Source organism: Neorhizobium sp. T25_13, from assembly GCF_002968675.1.
GTDB lineage: Bacteria > Pseudomonadota > Alphaproteobacteria > Rhizobiales > Rhizobiaceae > Neorhizobium > Neorhizobium tomejilense.
In genome coordinates this window covers 610,090-626,611 of record NZ_PVBI01000002.1, presented here as the reverse complement: position 1 = coordinate 626,611, position 16,522 = coordinate 610,090, and the positions used below count along the sequence as shown (strand labels likewise).

The following is a 16,522-nucleotide window of genomic DNA, read 5'->3' as shown; positions in this document are numbered from 1 at the left end:
CCGCAACCGCGAGCGGAAATGATCAGAACTGGTTCGCCATGCTGAACCGGAATTCCTGGGTTTCGTCGAAGTCTTCCTTCATGACCGGATGCGCGTAGTCAAAGCGGATGTTGCCGAACGGCGACGCCCACATGATACCCGCACCGACGGAAGCGCGCCAGTTCATGCTGGTGCCCTGCGCGGTGCTGGTACCGAGCGGGACATCATTGCCGTAAAGGGTACCGGCATCGGCGAAGACGGCAGCACGCAGGCCGAAGTCTTCCGGAATAGCCGGCATCGGCATCGACATTTCGGCAGAGGCCGTGAAGTAGGTCGTGCCGCCGAGCGCATCGCCGTGATCGGCGGTACGCGGACCGATACCGTCGTTCTCGAAGCCACGGATCTGGCGACCGCCGATCGTGAACTGGTCGAAGACATGCAGATTGTCGCCGGTGGAAACCACATGGCCCGCACCGACTGCGATGGAGCCGATCAGGTCAGCTTCGGTCGACAGAAGCTGGAAATAACGGGCACGACCGGAGATCTTGTAGAAGTCGGAGTCGCCGCCGAGACCGGCATATTCATGCGTGATCGTCGCGTAGAGACCTTCGCGCGGCAGCGTCTGGCTGTCGAGCGTGTTGTAGGTCAGCGTCTGCGAAATCGACGACTGAACGAACTTGCCCTGGTCGATCATCGAGATGTAGGGCGACGAAAGGTTATCGTCCGCGGTGCCAGGGACGCCATCGGTACCAAAGGCACCGTCGTTGTCGTACTGGATTTCCTTGTAGGTGTAGCGGAACGTGGTCGCCAGATCTTCGGTGATCGGCGCCGTTACGCGCAGGGTGACGCCCTGCTCATCATAATCGTAATACTCGTTCGAAGAGGTCTTGCTCTTGAACAGGTCGAAACCGGCCGCCAGACGATAACCGAGGAAATAAGGCTCGGTGAACGAAAGGTTGTAGCTGCGGGCTTCGTCGAGACCACCGCCGACTGCGACGCGGATGAACTGGCCGCGGCCGAGGAAATTCTTTTCTTCGATCGAAGCTTCGAGCAGGAAGCCGTCGCCGCCCGCCGAGTAACCGGCGCCGATACCGAACGAACCGGTGGGCTGGTCCTCGACATCGACAACGATGACGACGCGGTCAGGCGAAGTGCCCTGCGAGGTCGAGATATTGACGGTCGTGAAATAACCGAGCGCCTCAAGGCGACGCTTGGCGCGCGAGATCATTTCCTGGTTGAAGGCATCGCCTTCGCTGAAATCGAATTCGCGGCGGATGACATAGTCACGCGTGCGGGTGTTGCCGCGGATCTCGATGCGCTCGACATAGGCGCGCTCGCCCTGGTCGACGAGGTAGGAAACACCGATCGTGTGGTTTTCCATGTTGCGGTCGCCGCGCGGCGTGACGCGAGCGAACGGATAACCGGCCGCGGCGACGCGCTTGGAGATCGCTTCCATCGACTTCTGGATTTCGCGGGCGTTATAGACGCTACCGGCGCGGGTCTGAACCAGACCTTCGAGGTCCTGGCCGCTGATGCCCTCGACCGTGGATTCTACCGAGACGTTGCCGTACTCGTAACGCTGGCCTTCCTCGACCGTGAAGCTGATATTGTACTTGTTGCTCGATTCATCGAGCACTGCTTCCGACGAGATGACGCGGAAGTCAGGATAACCGTGGTTATAATAGAACTGGCGCAGCGCTTCCTCGTCGGCGCGCAGCTTGTCCTCGCTGTAAACGTCCTTGCGGGTCAGGAAGGACAGCGGACCGGATTCCTTGGTGATCAGCACCGACTTCAAACGGCCATCGCCATAAGCCTGATTGCCGGCGAAACTGATGTCGGCAATCTTGGTGCGGTCACCTTCGTTGATGACGAAAGCAAGGTTGACGCGTCCCTGGCCAACATCAGCGGTCTGGGTGGTGATCTGAACGTCGCTGCGGCCGATGGCGCGATAGGCTTCGCGCAGACGCTGGATATCCGCGTCCACCAATGCCTGATTGTACGGGCCGAGCGGCTGGGTCTGAACGACTGCCTGAAGCTTGTCGTCGGTGATCTTGCGGTTGCCGTTGAACACGACCTGGTTGATGAGCTGGTTCTCGCTCACCGACACGACCAGCGTGCTGCCGGAAACACTGATTTTGACATCCGAGAAATAGCCGGTCGAATAGAGCTTGCGGACCGATTCATCGATGTCGTTATTGGAGAAATTGACACCCGGGCGGATGGTCAGGTTGGAACGGACAGCCTCCTCGCCGGCGCGCTGTGCGCCGCGGACCTGAACGCTCCGGATAACCGCCGCTTCGGCAGAAAGTGCGGAAGCAAGTACCAGTACACCTGCGCCCGATGCAACAACACTAGCAGACAGCGCAAACGCCGACACTGCGTTCAAAAACTTTGAACCAGCCTTCATTTCAATTCTTACCTTTTCCCGTTGTCCCTCGGCGGGTGGTGCCCGACTCCGGCCACGTGTGTCGTTTTACCTTCTTTTGACCTACAAGCAAGGTATCGCGTTAATTTCTGTTTACTTACTTCCCTTGCGTGACCCAATGGCCACGCAACTGTTGGAAACATAGTGAATAAACAGTTTCTTTTACGATTTGAAGGACATCAACCGATCAGATTGCTGATGTCGTTGAAGGTCGCGAAGACCATGAGGCTCAAAACCATCGCAAGCCCGATGCGGAAGGCGATCTCCTGCGCACCTGAGCCGAGCGGTCGGCCACGGATGGCCTCGATCGCGTAGAAGACGAGATGACCGCCGTCCAAAACTGGCACAGGCATGAGGTTCAAAAGCCCGATCGAGACCGAAAGAACCGCCGCCAGCTGAACCACCGCCGCAAAGCCGAGCGTCGCCATCTGGCCCGACGCCTGAGCGACCCTGACCGGCCCGCCGAGCTGGTCAGCCTTCATCCGTCCGGTCACCAGGTTTCCGATATAGCGGAAGGTGCCGGTGACGATATGGCCGGTCTCGGTGACGCCTTCGGCAACCGCCTGCAGCGGCGTGAACGTCTCGATGCGGAAATTGCCGCGCTGTTCGTTGGTGACGATGCCGATCAGGCCGAGCTCGACCTTGTTGCCGAACTGGTCGGTGACCTCGGAGCGCTTCGGCACCATCGGCAGATCGATGTCCTGGCCGTTCCGCTCGACCGTCACGACGATCGGGGTATCCGGCCTGATGCTGACATAACGCCGTACATCGTCGAAAGTCCGGATGCGCGAGCCGTCGAGCGCCACCAGCCGATCGCCGGGCTCAACGCCAGCCGCGAGCGCGGCACTTCCCGGCTGGACTTCGGCAACCACGGGATCGGCGACGACCTTGCCATAAACGCTGAAGAGGACGGCGAAGATGGCAATCGCCAGGATGAAATTGGCGATCGGGCCGGCCGCGACGGTGGCGGCTCTCTTCCAGAGCTTAGCGCCGGCGAGCGTCTGAGCCTTTTCTTCCTCGCTCATGCCCGCAAGGCCGCTCGCATCCGGCAGGCTCGCGGCGTCCTCGTCGCCGAAGAACTTGACGTAGCCGCCAAGCGGGATCGCCGAGAGCTTCCAGCGGGTGCCATGGCTGTCGGTGAAGCCGACGAGCTCCGGTCCGAAGCCGACAGAGAAGGCAGTGACTCGGATGCCGCACCAGCGTCCGACAAGATAGTGGCCCATCTCATGCACGAAGACGAGCAGGGAGAGGACCAGCACGAAGGGGATGATATAGCCGGTAAGGAAGCTGAGGATGGCCATCAAAATTTCCGTTTCAACATTGTACCGGCCGCCCAGGCCTCAAAACCCGAAGAGGAAGCCTGCAACCGATACATCAAGATGGCCCGTCATGGCCGTATAAACAAGCGTCAGCAGGAACGCCGCGAAACAGGCGAAAACGAGGCCGTCGACGCGATCCATGACGCCGCCGTGCCCCGGAATGAGGTGGCTGGAATCCTTCACGCCGAACCGGCGCTTGATGAAGGACTCGAACAGGTCACCGATCTGGCTCGCGACGGAAAGCAGAAATGCGATCGCCACCGTCCAGATCGACAGCCGGGAAAAGACGCCGAGCGTCAGGACGGAGCTTGCGACCACGCCCGACACCGTGCCGCCGATCGCACCGGACCAGGTCTTGCCGGGCGAAATGCGCGGTGCAAGTTTCGGCCCCTTGAGGGCGCGGCCGACGAAATAGGCGAGGATATCGGTCGCCCAGACCACGGCGAAGATGAAGAGTGTCGCAACGAACCCCGCCTGGTCTTCGGCACGGATCGCCGCCAGCGAGATCCCGCTCAAGCCTGCGTAGAAGATGCCGCCCGGCAGCCACCAGCTGCCCTTGCGCAGCAGCACGAGAAGAAGGGCGGTGACTACAGCGCCGCCGAGAATCGGCACCGAGAGCGCACCTTCGTCGGCCACCAGGTCGATGGCGATCAGAAAAATCGCGGCCCAGCCGAAGGCGTTCGCACGAAAATCGCGCTCGGCGGCCCGCGTGATCGTTGACCATTCGTAATAGATCAGGACCGCCATGGCTGCAGCCAAGATGCGGAAGGCCAGGCCGCCATACCAGGTGGCCGCCAGGACCACGGCCGCCAGAACCACCGCGGATGCGATGCGGCGCTTCAGTTCAGTGCTCATCAACCACCCACTGCTATCGTCTTGTTCGACAGGCCGCCGAAGCGCCGGTCGCGGGAGGCATAGATTTTCAGGGCGTCGAGGAAGAGTTTCCGATCGAAGTCGGGCCAGTAGTCCGGCAGGAAGACAAGTTCGGAATAAGCCGCCTGCCAGAGCAGAAAATTCGAAAGCCGCTCCTCGCCGCTGGTGCGGATGATGAGGTCCGGATCGGGAATGCCGGCGGTATCCAGCTTTGCACTGATCTTGTCCGCGTCGATCTCGGAAGCCTTGAGGACACCGGCCTCGACGTCCCGAGCGAGCATGGCGACCGCACGGGCGATCTCGTCGCGCGCACCGTAGTTGAAGGCGATGACCAGCGTCAGTGCCGTGTTGAACCTCGTCGTTTCCTCGGCTTCGAGAAGAAGCGGAAGAATGTCGCTGCGCAGCTTCTCGCGTTCGCCGATCACCCGGATGCGGACATTCTCTCGGTGCAATTCGGCCAGATCCTGGCGGATGAAGCGCCGGAGGAGACCGAGGAGATCCCTCACCTCGGTTTCGGGCCTGCTCCAGTTCTCCGAAGAAAACGCAAAGAGCGTCAGATATTTGACGCCTGCGTCGCCGGCAGCCCGCACCGTTTCGCGAACCGCTTCGACGCCCTTGCTGTGTCCGACCGTACGAGGAAGCCCGCGCTTGTTGGCCCAGCGTCCGTTGCCATCCATGATAATGGCAACGTGTTGAGGGATGATTGCAAGCTCGGGGTTCACCATATTCTACGCGGCTCCTTTGGCCGCCGGAATATGGCGGCAAACCAGGCCTAAGTTAGACCTGCATGATTTCCTTTTCCTTATCCGCAAGCAAGCGGTCGACTTCGGAAATCGTATCATCCGTCATCTTCTGCACTTTTTCCGACTGCGAGCGGCTCTCGTCCTGGCCGATGTCGCCGTCCTTTTCGGCCTTTTTCAGGCCGTCCATGCCATCGCGGCGGACGTGACGGACAGCAACCTTCGCCTTTTCCGCATAATCATGCGCAACCTTGACCAGCGACTTGCGGCGCTCTTCGTTGAGCTCGGGAAGCGGAATGCGCAGGTTCTGGCCGTCGACGATCGGATTGAGACCGAGATGTGATTCGCGGATCGCCCGGTCGACGGCGTTGACCATCGACTTGTCCCAGATGGACACGCCCAGCATGCGCGCTTCCGGCACGGTGATGTTGGCCACCTGGTTGAGCGGCACGCGCGAACCATAGGCTTCGACCATCACCGGATCGAGAATATTGGCCGAGGCGCGGCCGGTGCGCAGCGACGCGATATCGCTTTTGAACGCGTTGATCGCGCCTTCCATGCGGCGCTTGATGTCGTTGAGGTCGATTCCACTCATCCGTCTACTCCCGTATGTTGTCTGGGCGGCCCGCGATGCCGCGCCTCAATTGTCCGCTACGATGGTCTTGCGGCCGCCGCCGGTCAAGATTTGGGCGAAGCCGCCCTTCTCATGGATCGAAAAAACAATGATCGGGATGGAGTTTTCGCGGGCAAGCGCCACCGCCGCCACGTCCATCACCGCCAGACCCTTTTCCAGCACTTCGCCATGTGTCAGCGTCTCGAACCGGGTCGCCGTCGGGTCCTTCTTGGGATCGGCCGAATAGATGCCGTCCACCTGGGTGCCCTTGAAGATCGCTTCCGCACCGATTTCAGCCGCGCGTAGCGCTGCCGCCGAATCGGTCGTGAAGAACGGATTGCCGGTGCCGCCGGCGAAGATCACCACCCTGCCCTGCGCCATGTGATGCAGCGCCTGGCGCTGCGAGAAGCTCTCGCAGATCTCCGGCATCGAGATCGCCGACAGGACCACCGTGTCGACGTTCAGCTTGCGCAGCGACGTGGCAAGCGCCAGCGCGTTGATCACGGTGCCGAGCATCCCCATGTGGTCGCCGGTCACCCGGTCGCCGCCCTTGGAAGCCACGGCGACGCCGCGAAAGATGTTGCCGCCGCCGACGACCACGCCGACATCGACGCCCATGGCGCGCGCTTCGGCAATATCGGAGGCTACCCGATCGGCAACCGCAACATCGATGCCGAAACCCTGGCTGCCCATCAGAGCTTCACCGGAGGCCTTGAGCAAGACACGCTTGTAGAGGGGCTGAGGCGACATGGAGGCTCCTTGAAATCGAATTGCATGCGGAGGGTCAAACGGGTTGCGGATACACGAAGGGCACCGGCTTGTCACCGGTGCCCTTGCGCTTTCGACAGCTTTAGCTAACGAATATCAGCCTTTGGCGACCGCTGCTACTTCAGCGGCAAAATCCGATTCTTCCTTTTCGACGCCTTCGCCGAGCAGAAGACGGGCCATGCCGGTGACTTCGATCGAGGCGCCAGCGAGCTTTTCAGCATCCTTGACGGCCTGACCGACAGTCACGTCCGGGTTGATGACGAAGGCCTGCGACAGAAGGGCAACTTCCTCGAAGAACTTGCGCATGCGGCCGTCGACCATCTTTTCGATGATCGCTTCCGGCTTGCCGGAAGCGCGCGACTGCTCGATGAACACGTTGCGCTCGCGCTCGGCGACAGTCGCGTCGACTTCTTCGGCGCGGATGGCGAGCGGGTTGGTGGCAGCGATGTGCATGGCGACCTGACGGCCGAGCGAGGTCAGGACTTCCTTGTCGCCGACCGACTTCAGGGCGACCAGGACGCCGAGCTTGCCGATGCCGTCGCCGGCAGCGTTATGGACGTAGGTCGCGACGACGCCGTGCTCGACCTGCAGCAGGGCGGAGCGACGCAGCGTCATGTTCTCGCCGATCGTGGCGATCGCGTCCTTGATCGTGTCGGCAACCGGCTTGCCGGAAGCGGGATAGGTAGCAGCCGAGATCGCCTCGACGGAGCCGTCGGTCGTCAGCGCGACGCTGGCGATGCCGCGGACGAGGTCCTGGAAGGCATCGTTGCGGGCAACGAAGTCGGTTTCCGAGTTGAGTTCGATGACGACGGCCCTGTGGCCGGCGCTGGCGATGCCGATCAGGCCTTCGGCTGCGGTGCGGCCGGACTTCTTGTCGGCCTTGGAGATGCCCTTGGCGCGCAGCCAGTCGATCGCCGCTTCGATGTCGCCGTTCGTTTCAGTCAGCGCCTTCTTGCAGTCCATCATGCCTGCGCCGGACTTTTCGCGCAGTTCCTTTACCAGTGCAGCGGTGATTTCAGCCATTGTTTTGCCTCTTGTCGGTTCAAGTGCTTCTCGCCGGAAAAACGTCGGCGGACTCAAAAGTTTTGGGACGAATGTACCCGGAAGTGTGACAGCGTGATGAAGACATCACGAAAGCGATCGCCTCGACGACCAAGCGGTGGCGGCTCGCCTTGAAACGACCAAGGCCAGGGATCGCTATCTCTGGCCTCGATCGAATTTCAGAAAGGAGGAGCGGACCAAGCCGCTCCATCCGGCCTTTAAGCTTCTGCTTCTGCTTCGCCTTCGAGAGCCGGCTCGATCGGAGCTTCGGCAGAGGCGCCGACATCACGACCCGAAGCGCCCTGCTGGCGCGCGATGCCGTCGATGGCAGCGCGGGCGATCAGGTCGGTGTAGAGAGCGATGGCGCGCGAGGCGTCGTCATTACCCGGGATCGGGTAGTCGATGAGGTCCGGATCACAGTTCGAATCGATGATGGCGACGACCGGGATGCCCAGGCGCTTGGCTTCGTCGATAGCGATCTTTTCCTTGTTGGTGTCGATGATGAACATCAGGTCCGGAGTGCCGCCCATGTCGCGGATACCGCCGAGAGCCTTGTCCAGCTTTTCGCGTTCGCGCTCGAGGTTCAGGCGTTCCTTCTTGGAGTAGCCGGAAGCTTCCGAGTTGAGGATTTCGTCGAGCTTGCGCAGGCGCTGGATCGAGTTCGAAATGGTCTTCCAGTTGGTCATCATGCCGCCGAGCCAGCGGGAGTTGACGTAGTACTGGGCCGAACGCTTGGCCGAGTCGGCGATCAGTTCGGACGCCTGGCGCTTGGTGCCGACGAACAGAACGCGGCCGCCACGGGCGACGGTGTCGGACACGACCTGAAGGGCGCGCGACAGCATCGGAACGGTCTGGGCCAGATCGATGATGTGGATGTTGTTACGGTCGCCGAAGATATACGGCTTCATCTTCGGGTTCCAGCGGTGAGTCTGGTGGCCGAAGTGGACGCCTGCTTCGAGAAGCTGGCGCATAGAGAAATCGGGCAATGCCATGCCTTGTTATCCTTTTCCGGTTGAACCTCCGCAAGGCGAACAGCACCCTCTTCGAGAATGCCACCGGGCGGAACGGTCCGGATTTCTCCCGGACAATCCCATGCCTTACGTGTGGAATGTGGCTGGCCATACATTCGATTTGCCGCAAAAGCAAGAGCTTTTCCGAAATTCCCCCGGCGTGCCGGCGAGTGACCGGCAGTCAGCGAGGGACGGCTATTTCGCCGGCGCCGGGCACGGATCCTGCTGCGGCTTCAGGAGCTCCAGCTTGGCGAGGCTGCCGGACAGCACGAAGTCACCGTAGTCCATGGTGAGATCGCGGGTGATGCCGTTTTCGTAGAGCTTGAACGACATGTTGTAGACCGGGGTCGGGTCGCCGACCGCATTCTCGTTGAAATAGGCGATCGTCACCGGCCAGAAGGAAGACTTTGCAAACTCGCCGGCCTTGTCGGCATCGACATCGTCCGTCTGCGCCGTCTGCGACTTGCCGATCACCGTCGTGGTCAGCAGCGCCTGGTCGCCGTTTTCAGAGCCGTCGAAGACCCGCGCCTCGAAGAAACTCTTGCCCTGCTTGGCATTCGCGATGACGTCGAGCATATGGCTGGTCGGAAAATCGCTCGACGGCAATTGGATCTCACGGCCGTCGGGCTGGGTGATTTCCACCTTGATGCCCTTGTCGACGATCGACGCATCGCCACTCAGCTGCTTGTCGAGCTGCTCGTCGGTGAACGACTTGGTCTCGAAATGGAACTGGTTTGCGGCCATGTCCTCGAAGGTGGTGGTCTGCTGATCGCTAAGGCGGGTCTCCTCGCCCGTATTGATCTTGGTCACCAGCCGGAAATTGGTGGAAAAACCGGTGCAGGCCGAGCCGGTGAATTCATAGACCATGCGGCCGAACATGCCTTCGATGCCGGAACGTTCGGAGGCCTTCTTGAGCTTCAGGTCGTAAATTGCGCGATGCGGGACGAGCAGCCGGGCAGCAGCGTCGGTATTCGCGTCCGCGGAGGTGGCAGCCACAAGGCTCAGACCGCCGGCAAGGATCACCCCGAGGCTCATTCGCAACATTCACATTCTCCTGTTGGACTCAGTTGGTGATGTTATAAGAACGCCATCTGACCAAGCTAAGGCCTTGATGCAGGATTTTTGAAGAATTTACAACAAAACGGGAGTCGAAAATGACCGGAGCCATCGAGGGGCGCCTGCAGGAACTGGGGATCGAACTCCCCGTCGCGGCAGCACCCGCCGCCAATTACGTGCCATATACGATCAGTGGCAATACCCTTTATCTTTCCGGCCAGTTGCCGATCGAAGGGGGCAAGGTCGCCGTCACCGGCCTTGTCGGCCGCGATGTGGATTTGCCGGCCGCGCAACGGGCAGCGGAACTCTGCGCCATCAACATCCTCGCCCAGGCGAAGGCGGCACTCGGGGGCGATCTCGGCAGGATCCGCCGCGTTTTAAAGCTCAACGGCTTCGTCGCGTCGACACCTGACTTCGTCGAGCAGCACCTCGTCATCAACGGCGCCTCCAACCTGATCGCCAACGTGCTGGGCGACGCCGGCAAACATGCCCGCGCCGCTGTCGGCATGGCCTGCCTGCCCCTCAACGCCTCCGTCGAAATCGACGCCGTCATCGAGATCGAAGCATGACCTCCGCATCCTGGATCAAGGACCTCCCGGTCGCCCATCGCGGCTTTCACGACATGAACCACCAGGTCTGGGAAAACACGCTGTCTGCCTTTTCCCGCGCGGTGGAAGCCGGCTTTGCGATCGAATGCGACGTGCAGCTTGCCGCCGACAGCGTTCCGGTGGTCTTTCACGATCACGACCTCGAGCGGCTCTGTGGTATCAAGGGCGATATCCGCGAAAAGACCTCGGCCGAACTCGGCATGCTTTCGGTCGGGGCTACGAAGGACAAGGTTCCGACGCTGAAGCAGATGCTGGCCATCGTCGCCGGCAAGGTGCCTCTGGTCATCGAGATCAAGGGGCGCGAAGGCGACGGCGAGGACGACGGGTTCGCCGAGGCAGTGCTCGAAGTTCTCGAAGGTTATCAGGGCAAGGTGGCGCTGATGAGCTTCGACTACCACATCCTGCGCGACCTGAAGACAGCGGGCTCACCCTACCCGCTCGGCCTGACGGCGATGGGCGACAAGCCGGAGGAATTCTTCGAGCATAACGAGGCCATGCAATTGGGCCTCGACTTCATTTCCTACCACTACCCCCACCTGCCGAACACGTTCGTCACAGCCCAGAGAGCGACTGGAATTCCGATCATTACCTGGACCGTGAGGGATGCAAACGGCGGCGAACATACCTATAAATATGCGGACCAGATGACCTTCGAAGGTTTTGATCCGCGGGAGGCAACCTCCCCCTCCCTGTAAAGCAGAGTATGACCGGTAATCTTAGCATCCGCATCGAAAAGTCCTTCTGCGCGATCAGCCCGGCAAGCTGGTCGCGCCTTTCGGGCACTTCCAAGTCCTCCTCTTCGGAAACGCCCTACAATCCGTTCCTGTCGCACGCCTTTCTCTCGGCGCTGGAGGAATCGGGCTCGGCCACCGCCAAGACCGGCTGGCTCGGCCACCATCTGCTTCTCGAAGACGACAAGGGCACGCTGATCGGCGCGGTCCCCGGTTATCTGAAAAGCCACAGCCAGGGCGAATATGTCTTCGACCATGGCTGGGCCGACGCTTTCGAACGCGCTGGCGGGCGTTATTACCCGAAGCTGCAATGCACCGTGCCGTTCACGCCGGCGAGCGGACCGCGCCTGCTCGTCCGCGACGGTTACGACAGGGGATCGACGGAGCTGACGCTCGCCGCTGGTCTCCAGGAGGTGACACGCCAGCTCGGCATCTCGTCCGCGCATGTGACCTTCGTCGCGGAAGACCAGGTCGCAGCCTTCGAGGAGGCCGATTACCTGCACCGCACCGACAAGCAGTTCCATTTCATCAACGAGGGTTATGAGAACCACGACGCCTTTCTCGAGACGCTCGCCTCGCGCAAACGCAAAGCCCTGAAGAAGGAACGCCGCTCAGCCCTGGAAAACGGCATTACGATCGACTGGCTGACCGGCAAGGACCTCACAGAGGACATCTGGGACCAGTTCTTCACCTTCTACATGGATACCGGCGGGCGCAAATGGGGCCGTCCCTATCTCACCCGGGCGTTCTATTCGCTGATCGGCGAGCGCATGCCCGAGGACATCCTGCTGGTGATGGCCAAGCGCGAGGGAAAATACGTCGCCGGCGCGATCAACTTCATCGGCGGGGACGCGCTTTACGGCCGCCACTGGGGCTGTATCGAGGACCACCCCTTCCTGCATTTCGAGGTCTGCTACCACCAGGCGATCGACTTCGCGCTTGCGAAGGGCCTGAAGCGGGTCGAGGCGGGCGCGCAAGGGGAACACAAGCTGGCGCGCGGTTACCTGCCTGTCACCACCCATTCGATGCACTATATCGCCCATGCGGGACTGAGGCGGGCGATCGCCGACTATCTGGAGCACGAGCGGGAAGACGTGGAGCAGATGACGGAATATCTCGCCGAGCACAGCCCTTTCCGCAAGGGCGAGCGCCAGCAGGAACAGGACTAGAGCTCGGAAAGATCGGGCCGACAAAACCAAGGAGAGGATATCACGATGAGCGGACAGGCTTACGACAGCAACAACATCTTCGGAAAAATCCTGCGCGGCGAGATCCCGTGCCACCGGGTCTACGAGGATGACGACACCCTTGCCTTCATGGATGTCATGCCGCAATCACCCGGTCACCTTCTGGTGCTCCCGAAAGCCCCATCGCGCAACATTCTCGATGCCGATCCTGCCGTGCTTTCAAAGGTGATCCCGGTGGTGCAGAAGCTCGCCAGGGCCGCCAAAGAGGCTTTCGAAGCTGACGGCATCACGGTCATCCAGTTCAACGAACCCGCCGCCGGACAGACGGTTTACCATCTGCATTTCCACGTCGTCCCGCGTTACGAGGGACAGCCGTTGAAACCCCATTCGGGCCAGATGGAGAATAATGACGTGCTGGCGGCGAATGCCGAGAAGATCATCGGCGAATTGGGCAACTGACCTCTAGAACCCGATCCACCAGAGACCGGCGACCAAAAGCGCCATGGGCACCGCCACACCGATGCCGACCTTCCGGCCGGTCGCCAGGAACACGGCAAAGCCGATGCCGGCGGCCCCGACCCTTAGCCAGAGCGGTGTGCCGGCGAGCGTGCCGTTCGGGAAGACGATCAGCTTCGCGGTGACGGCCATGACGAGCGAGGTCGCCACCGCCCTCACCCAATACAGCGCCTCGGAATCCTCGTTCAGCCGGTTGCCGGTGAAAACCCCAAGCCAGCGCCAGATATCGGTGGCCAGGAAACCGGCGACTGCGATGACGATGAAGGTCCAGTATTCGGCAATCATCGCCTGGCCTCCTGCCCGACGCGCTTTCTCTTCCGACGCGCTCGATCGATCAGATAGGCCACCGTTCCGCCACCGACGCCGGCGCAAAGCACGTCGAATTGCGGGGTCACCAGCGCCAGCGTCGGGCCGAGGATCATCCCCATCACGAAGGCGATCTTGACCACCGGCTGATGCGCGCTCACCCAGATGGAAGCGTTGAAATAGACCGGCGTCAGGAAGAAGAGTATGCCCGCGACGACCGGCGGAAAGCCCGAAACGATGTCGTAGAAGACCCCGACGACAAGGGTGCCCGTCAAGGTCAAAGTCACGCCGAAGCCAGCAAAATAGATTGCCCGGTATTCGCGCGGCACGTTGCGCAGCGTGGTGATCGCGAACACCCAGGACGTGATGGCGATGAAATGCGAGAGGATCAGCAGCAGCCAGATCGGCGTGCGCCGCGTGCGCATTTCCGGGACGACCGAGGCGACCATCGGCATCATGCGGATCGAGGAGAGCGTGACTGCGAGGAAACAGGCTGCAATATTGGCGCCGCCCGCCATGCTGCCGACCAGAATGACCTGCGCCGGAAGCGCCCAGATCGCCAGCGACATGAAGACCGCCTCGGCGCGCGTCAGCCCCGATTCGAGCGCAAAGGCGCTGAAACCGACGATCGAGGTCAGGAGAATGAGGGCCGGAAGCGAAAGCAGGCCCCGCATGCCGGTAAAGAACCAGGATAGGGCGTGGCGGTCGTCACTGTCTGGAGACATCGGCATTCCGGCGGATATGGGAAAAGGCTCGTCATCAAAACGACGATGCCGGGACAAGCCCGGCATCGCAGGAGTTCCGTGCGAAACTGTTATTTGCTCTTCGGCACGCGCGGCACCGTGCTGCTCTTGCGCGGCGGTGTCTTCGGCGCATCTTCCGAAGCGATCACGTCCGCGTCGACCATGGCGCGAGCCCGGGCCGAGCCGCCGTCCTTGTCCTTCGACGCCGACTTCTTCGGCGCCTTGGGCTTGGTGACCTTGGCCTCGGCTTCCTCGGCGGCCTCTTTCACCTCGGCCTCCGGCTTCGGCTTCACGGGCGTCGCTTCGGAAATCGAGTCGAGGATGAGCTTGTCCTTGCCATCCTCGCCCTTGCCGACGGTAACGCGAACCACGCCACCCTTACGCAGCTTGCCGAACAGGATCTCGTTGGCGAGCGGCTTCTTGATGTATTCCTGGATGACGCGCGAGAGCGGGCGGGCACCCATCTTCTCGTCGTAACCCTTTTCCGCCAGCCAGGCGATCGCATCCTGATGCAGGTCGAAGGTGACGTTGCGTTCCGAAAGCTGCGTCTCGAGCTGCATGACGAACTTCTGCACGACCTGATGGATGACCTCGGTCGGCAGCGGTGCGAACGGGATGATCGCATCGAGACGGTTGCGGAATTCCGGCGTGAACAGGCGGTTGATCGCCTCTTCGTCCTCGCCGGTGCGCTTGGACGAACCGAAGCCGATGGCGGCCTTGGCCATTTCCGACGCGCCCGCATTGGTCGTCATGATCAGGATGACGTTGCGGAAGTCGATCTTCTTGCCGTTGTGGTCGGTCAGCGAACCGTGGTCCATGACCTGCAGCAGGATATTGTAGATATCCGGATGAGCCTTCTCGATTTCGTCGAGCAGGACCACTGAGTGTGGATGCTGATCGACGCCATCAGTCAGGAGACCGCCCTGGTCGAAGCCGACATAACCGGGAGGTGCGCCGAGCAGCCGCGAGACCGTGTGGCGTTCCATATATTCCGACATGTCGAAGCGCAGTATCTCGACACCGAGCGAGGCGGCAAGCTGCTTGGCGACTTCCGTCTTGCCGACGCCGGTCGGGCCGGAGAAGACGTAGGAACCGATCGGCTTGTTCGGCTCGCGAAGGCCGGCGCGGGCGAGTTTGATCGCCGTCGACAGGGCTTCGATCGCTGCATCCTGGCCGTAGACGACCGAACGCAGTTCCTTTTCCAGGTTGGCGAGGACCATCTCGTCATCCTTGGAGACGGTCTTTGCCGGAATCCGCGCCATGGTGGCGATCGTTGCTTCGATCTCCTTCTCGGTGATCAGCTTGCGGCGCTTGGAGGCCGGCAGCAGCATCTGGGCCGCACCGGTCTCATCGATCACGTCGATCGCCTTGTCCGGAAGTTTGCGGTCGGAGATGTAGCGGGCCGACAGTTCGACGGCCGACTTGATCGCCTCGTTGGTGTAACGCAGCTTGTGATAGTCCTCGAAATAAGGCTTCAGGCCCTTCATGATCTCGATCGCATCCTCGATCGACGGCTCGTTGACGTCGATCTTCTGGAAGCGGCGAACCAGAGCCCGGTCCTTTTCGAAGAACTGGCGGTATTCCTTGTAGGTGGTCGAACCGATGCAGCGGATCGAGCCCGAAGACAGAGCCGGCTTCAACAGGTTCGAGGCATCCATCGCGCCGCCGGAGGTGGCCCCGGCGCCGATGACGGTGTGGATTTCATCGATGAACAGAACCGCACCCGGATACTCTTCGAGTTCCTTGACGACCTGCTTCAGGCGTTCCTCGAAATCGCCGCGATAACGGGTGCCAGCCAAGAGCGTGCCCATGTCGAGCGAGAAGATGGTGGCGTCGGCGAGCGCCTCCGGCACCTTGCCTTCGATGATCCGCTTGGCGAGGCCTTCGGCGATCGCCGTCTTGCCGACGCCCGGATCACCCACGTAGAGCGGGTTGTTCTTGGAACGGCGGCACAGGATCTGGATCGTGCGGTTGACTTCGGCATGGCGGCCGATCAGCGGGTCGATCCGGCCATCGCGGGCCTTTTCGTTCAGGTTGACGCAATAGGCCTTGAGGGCATCCTGCGGTTTCTTGGCGGAACCTTCCTCCTGGTCGCGGGCGGAAGGCTTGGCTTCCGGCTCGCTGTCTTCGGCGCCGCGCGGCGTGCGGGTCTGGGAGGTGCCCGCGCGTTTGCCGATGCCGTGAGAAATGTAGTTGACCGCGTCGTAGCGGGTCATTTCCTGCTCCTGCAGGAAAAAGGCCGCATGGCTTTCCCGTTCCGCGAAGATCGCGACGAGAACGTTGGCGCCGGTCACTTCCTCGCGGCCCGAGGACTGGACGTGGATGACGGCGCGCTGGATGACGCGCTGGAAGCCGGAGGTCGGCTTCGAATCCTCGTCATAACCGGTGATCAGGTTGGCAAGTTCATTATCGACATAGTCGGTGACGGTCTTGCGCAGCGTTTCCAAATTGACGTTACAAGCGCCCATGACCGCGGCTGCGTCGGCATCGTCAATCAACGCCAAAAGCAGGTGCTCGAGCGTGGCATATTCGTGATGCCGCTCGTTGGCAAAGGTCAGTGCCTGATGCAGCGCCTTTTCTAGACTAGGCGAAAATGTTGGCACGTCG

Annotated in this window: 16 protein-coding genes; 4 read left to right on the top strand and 12 right to left on the bottom strand. The window is 61.3% G+C overall.

Annotated elements, in window-relative coordinates; translation table 11 throughout:
• Positions 1-22 precede the first annotated feature (22 nt).
• The 9 genes from bamA to C5J22_RS06635 all read right to left on the bottom strand — a co-directional run bounded on the left by bamA (position 23) and on the right by C5J22_RS06635 (position 9,812).
• Entirely contained in the window at positions 23-2,386 is a 2,364-nt protein-coding gene (bamA, locus tag C5J22_RS06675; RefSeq protein ID WP_105437604.1) for an outer membrane protein assembly factor BamA, read from the bottom strand.
• Positions 2,387-2,583: 197 nt separating this feature from the next.
• Complete coding sequence (gene rseP, locus C5J22_RS06670) at positions 2,584-3,705, bottom strand: RIP metalloprotease RseP (protein WP_105437603.1); 1,122 nt, start codon at positions 3,703-3,705, stop codon at positions 2,584-2,586.
• Between the two features lie 39 nt (positions 3,706-3,744).
• Entirely contained in the window at positions 3,745-4,578 is an 834-nt protein-coding gene (locus C5J22_RS06665; RefSeq protein WP_105437602.1) for a phosphatidate cytidylyltransferase, read from the bottom strand.
• Positions 4,578-5,321, bottom strand: coding sequence for an isoprenyl transferase (locus tag C5J22_RS06660; RefSeq protein WP_105401247.1), 744 nt, complete (start codon positions 5,319-5,321; stop codon positions 4,578-4,580). The genes C5J22_RS06665 and C5J22_RS06660 overlap by 1 nt, the downstream gene beginning before the upstream one ends.
• Before the next feature lie 52 nt (positions 5,322-5,373).
• Positions 5,374-5,931 (bottom strand): ribosome recycling factor, encoded by a 558-nt coding sequence (frr, locus tag C5J22_RS06655; protein WP_046606279.1) that lies wholly within the window; start codon positions 5,929-5,931, stop codon positions 5,374-5,376.
• 45 nt (positions 5,932-5,976) lie between these two features.
• Entirely contained in the window at positions 5,977-6,699 is a 723-nt protein-coding gene (pyrH, locus tag C5J22_RS06650; RefSeq protein ID WP_038542600.1) for a UMP kinase, read from the bottom strand.
• A 114-nt stretch (positions 6,700-6,813) separates the two neighbouring features.
• Positions 6,814-7,740, bottom strand: coding sequence for a translation elongation factor Ts (tsf, locus tag C5J22_RS06645; protein WP_046606277.1), 927 nt, complete (start codon positions 7,738-7,740; stop codon positions 6,814-6,816).
• Positions 7,741-7,976: 236 nt separating this feature from the next.
• Positions 7,977-8,750, bottom strand: a complete 774-nt coding sequence (gene rpsB, locus C5J22_RS06640) for a 30S ribosomal protein S2 (protein ID WP_046637716.1) — start codon at positions 8,748-8,750, stop codon at positions 7,977-7,979.
• Positions 8,751-8,963: 213 nt separating this feature from the next.
• Complete coding sequence (locus C5J22_RS06635) at positions 8,964-9,812, bottom strand: cell envelope integrity EipB family protein (RefSeq protein ID WP_105437601.1); 849 nt, start codon at positions 9,810-9,812, stop codon at positions 8,964-8,966.
• A 110-nt stretch (positions 9,813-9,922) separates the two neighbouring features.
• Here C5J22_RS06635 and C5J22_RS06630 point away from each other — a divergent pair, with 110 nt between their 5' ends.
• Genes C5J22_RS06630 through C5J22_RS06615 form a run of 4 tightly spaced genes read left to right on the top strand, consistent with a single transcriptional unit; the run spans position 9,923 to position 12,809 of the window.
• Positions 9,923-10,393, top strand: coding sequence for a RidA family protein (locus C5J22_RS06630; RefSeq protein WP_105437600.1), 471 nt, complete (start codon positions 9,923-9,925; stop codon positions 10,391-10,393).
• Complete coding sequence (locus tag C5J22_RS06625) at positions 10,390-11,127, top strand: glycerophosphodiester phosphodiesterase (protein WP_172746543.1); 738 nt, start codon at positions 10,390-10,392, stop codon at positions 11,125-11,127. Before C5J22_RS06630 ends, C5J22_RS06625 begins: the two co-directional genes overlap by 4 nt.
• A gap of 8 nt (positions 11,128-11,135) precedes the next feature.
• Positions 11,136-12,332: a GNAT family N-acetyltransferase gene (locus C5J22_RS06620; protein WP_105437599.1), complete on the top strand. Its 1,197-nt coding sequence runs from the start codon at positions 11,136-11,138 to the stop codon at positions 12,330-12,332.
• Between the two features lie 45 nt (positions 12,333-12,377).
• Positions 12,378-12,809: an HIT family protein gene (locus tag C5J22_RS06615; protein ID WP_038542587.1), complete on the top strand. Its 432-nt coding sequence runs from the start codon at positions 12,378-12,380 to the stop codon at positions 12,807-12,809.
• A 3-nt stretch (positions 12,810-12,812) separates the two neighbouring features.
• Here the strand turns inward: C5J22_RS06615 and C5J22_RS06610 are convergent, their stop codons facing one another.
• From C5J22_RS06610 to clpA, 3 genes are all read right to left on the bottom strand, one after another.
• Positions 12,813-13,151, bottom strand: coding sequence for an AzlD domain-containing protein (locus C5J22_RS06610; RefSeq protein ID WP_046637722.1), 339 nt, complete (start codon positions 13,149-13,151; stop codon positions 12,813-12,815).
• A complete protein-coding gene (locus C5J22_RS06605) occupies positions 13,148-13,897 on the bottom strand; it encodes an AzlC family ABC transporter permease (RefSeq protein WP_105437670.1) in 750 nt (249 codons plus the stop codon). Before C5J22_RS06605 ends, C5J22_RS06610 begins: the two co-directional genes overlap by 4 nt.
• Positions 13,898-13,986: 89 nt before the next feature.
• Positions 13,987-16,518, bottom strand: a complete 2,532-nt coding sequence (clpA, locus tag C5J22_RS06600) for an ATP-dependent Clp protease ATP-binding subunit ClpA (protein WP_105437598.1) — start codon at positions 16,516-16,518, stop codon at positions 13,987-13,989.
• Positions 16,519-16,522 lie beyond the last annotated feature (4 nt).

Excerpts from the sequence above, each read along its gene's own strand:
- bamA (WP_105437604.1), bottom strand. The coding sequence starts at position 2,386 with ATGAAGGCTGGTTCAAAGTTTTTGAACGCAGTGTCGGCGTTTGCGCTG.
- C5J22_RS06630 (WP_105437600.1), top strand. The coding sequence starts at position 9,923 with ATGACCGGAGCCATCGAGGGGCGCCTGCAGGAACTGGGGATCGAACTC.
- pyrH (WP_038542600.1), bottom strand. The coding sequence starts at position 6,699 with ATGTCGCCTCAGCCCCTCTACAAGCGTGTCTTGCTCAAGGCCTCCGGT.
- tsf (WP_046606277.1), bottom strand. The coding sequence starts at position 7,740 with ATGGCTGAAATCACCGCTGCACTGGTAAAGGAACTGCGCGAAAAGTCC.
- rpsB (WP_046637716.1), bottom strand. The coding sequence starts at position 8,750 with ATGGCATTGCCCGATTTCTCTATGCGCCAGCTTCTCGAAGCAGGCGTC.
- C5J22_RS06605 (WP_105437670.1), bottom strand. The coding sequence starts at position 13,897 with ATGTCTCCAGACAGTGACGACCGCCACGCCCTATCCTGGTTCTTTACC.
- C5J22_RS06635 (WP_105437601.1), bottom strand. The coding sequence starts at position 9,812 with ATGTTGCGAATGAGCCTCGGGGTGATCCTTGCCGGCGGTCTGAGCCTT.
- C5J22_RS06660 (WP_105401247.1), bottom strand. The coding sequence starts at position 5,321 with ATGGTGAACCCCGAGCTTGCAATCATCCCTCAACACGTTGCCATTATC.
- C5J22_RS06615 (WP_038542587.1), top strand. The coding sequence starts at position 12,378 with ATGAGCGGACAGGCTTACGACAGCAACAACATCTTCGGAAAAATCCTG.
- C5J22_RS06620 (WP_105437599.1), top strand. The coding sequence starts at position 11,136 with ATGACCGGTAATCTTAGCATCCGCATCGAAAAGTCCTTCTGCGCGATC.
- C5J22_RS06610 (WP_046637722.1), bottom strand. The coding sequence starts at position 13,151 with ATGATTGCCGAATACTGGACCTTCATCGTCATCGCAGTCGCCGGTTTC.
- C5J22_RS06625 (WP_172746543.1), top strand. The coding sequence starts at position 10,390 with ATGACCTCCGCATCCTGGATCAAGGACCTCCCGGTCGCCCATCGCGGC.
- rseP (WP_105437603.1), bottom strand. The coding sequence starts at position 3,705 with ATGGCCATCCTCAGCTTCCTTACCGGCTATATCATCCCCTTCGTGCTG.
- C5J22_RS06665 (WP_105437602.1), bottom strand. The coding sequence starts at position 4,578 with ATGAGCACTGAACTGAAGCGCCGCATCGCATCCGCGGTGGTTCTGGCG.
- frr (WP_046606279.1), bottom strand. The coding sequence starts at position 5,931 with ATGAGTGGAATCGACCTCAACGACATCAAGCGCCGCATGGAAGGCGCG.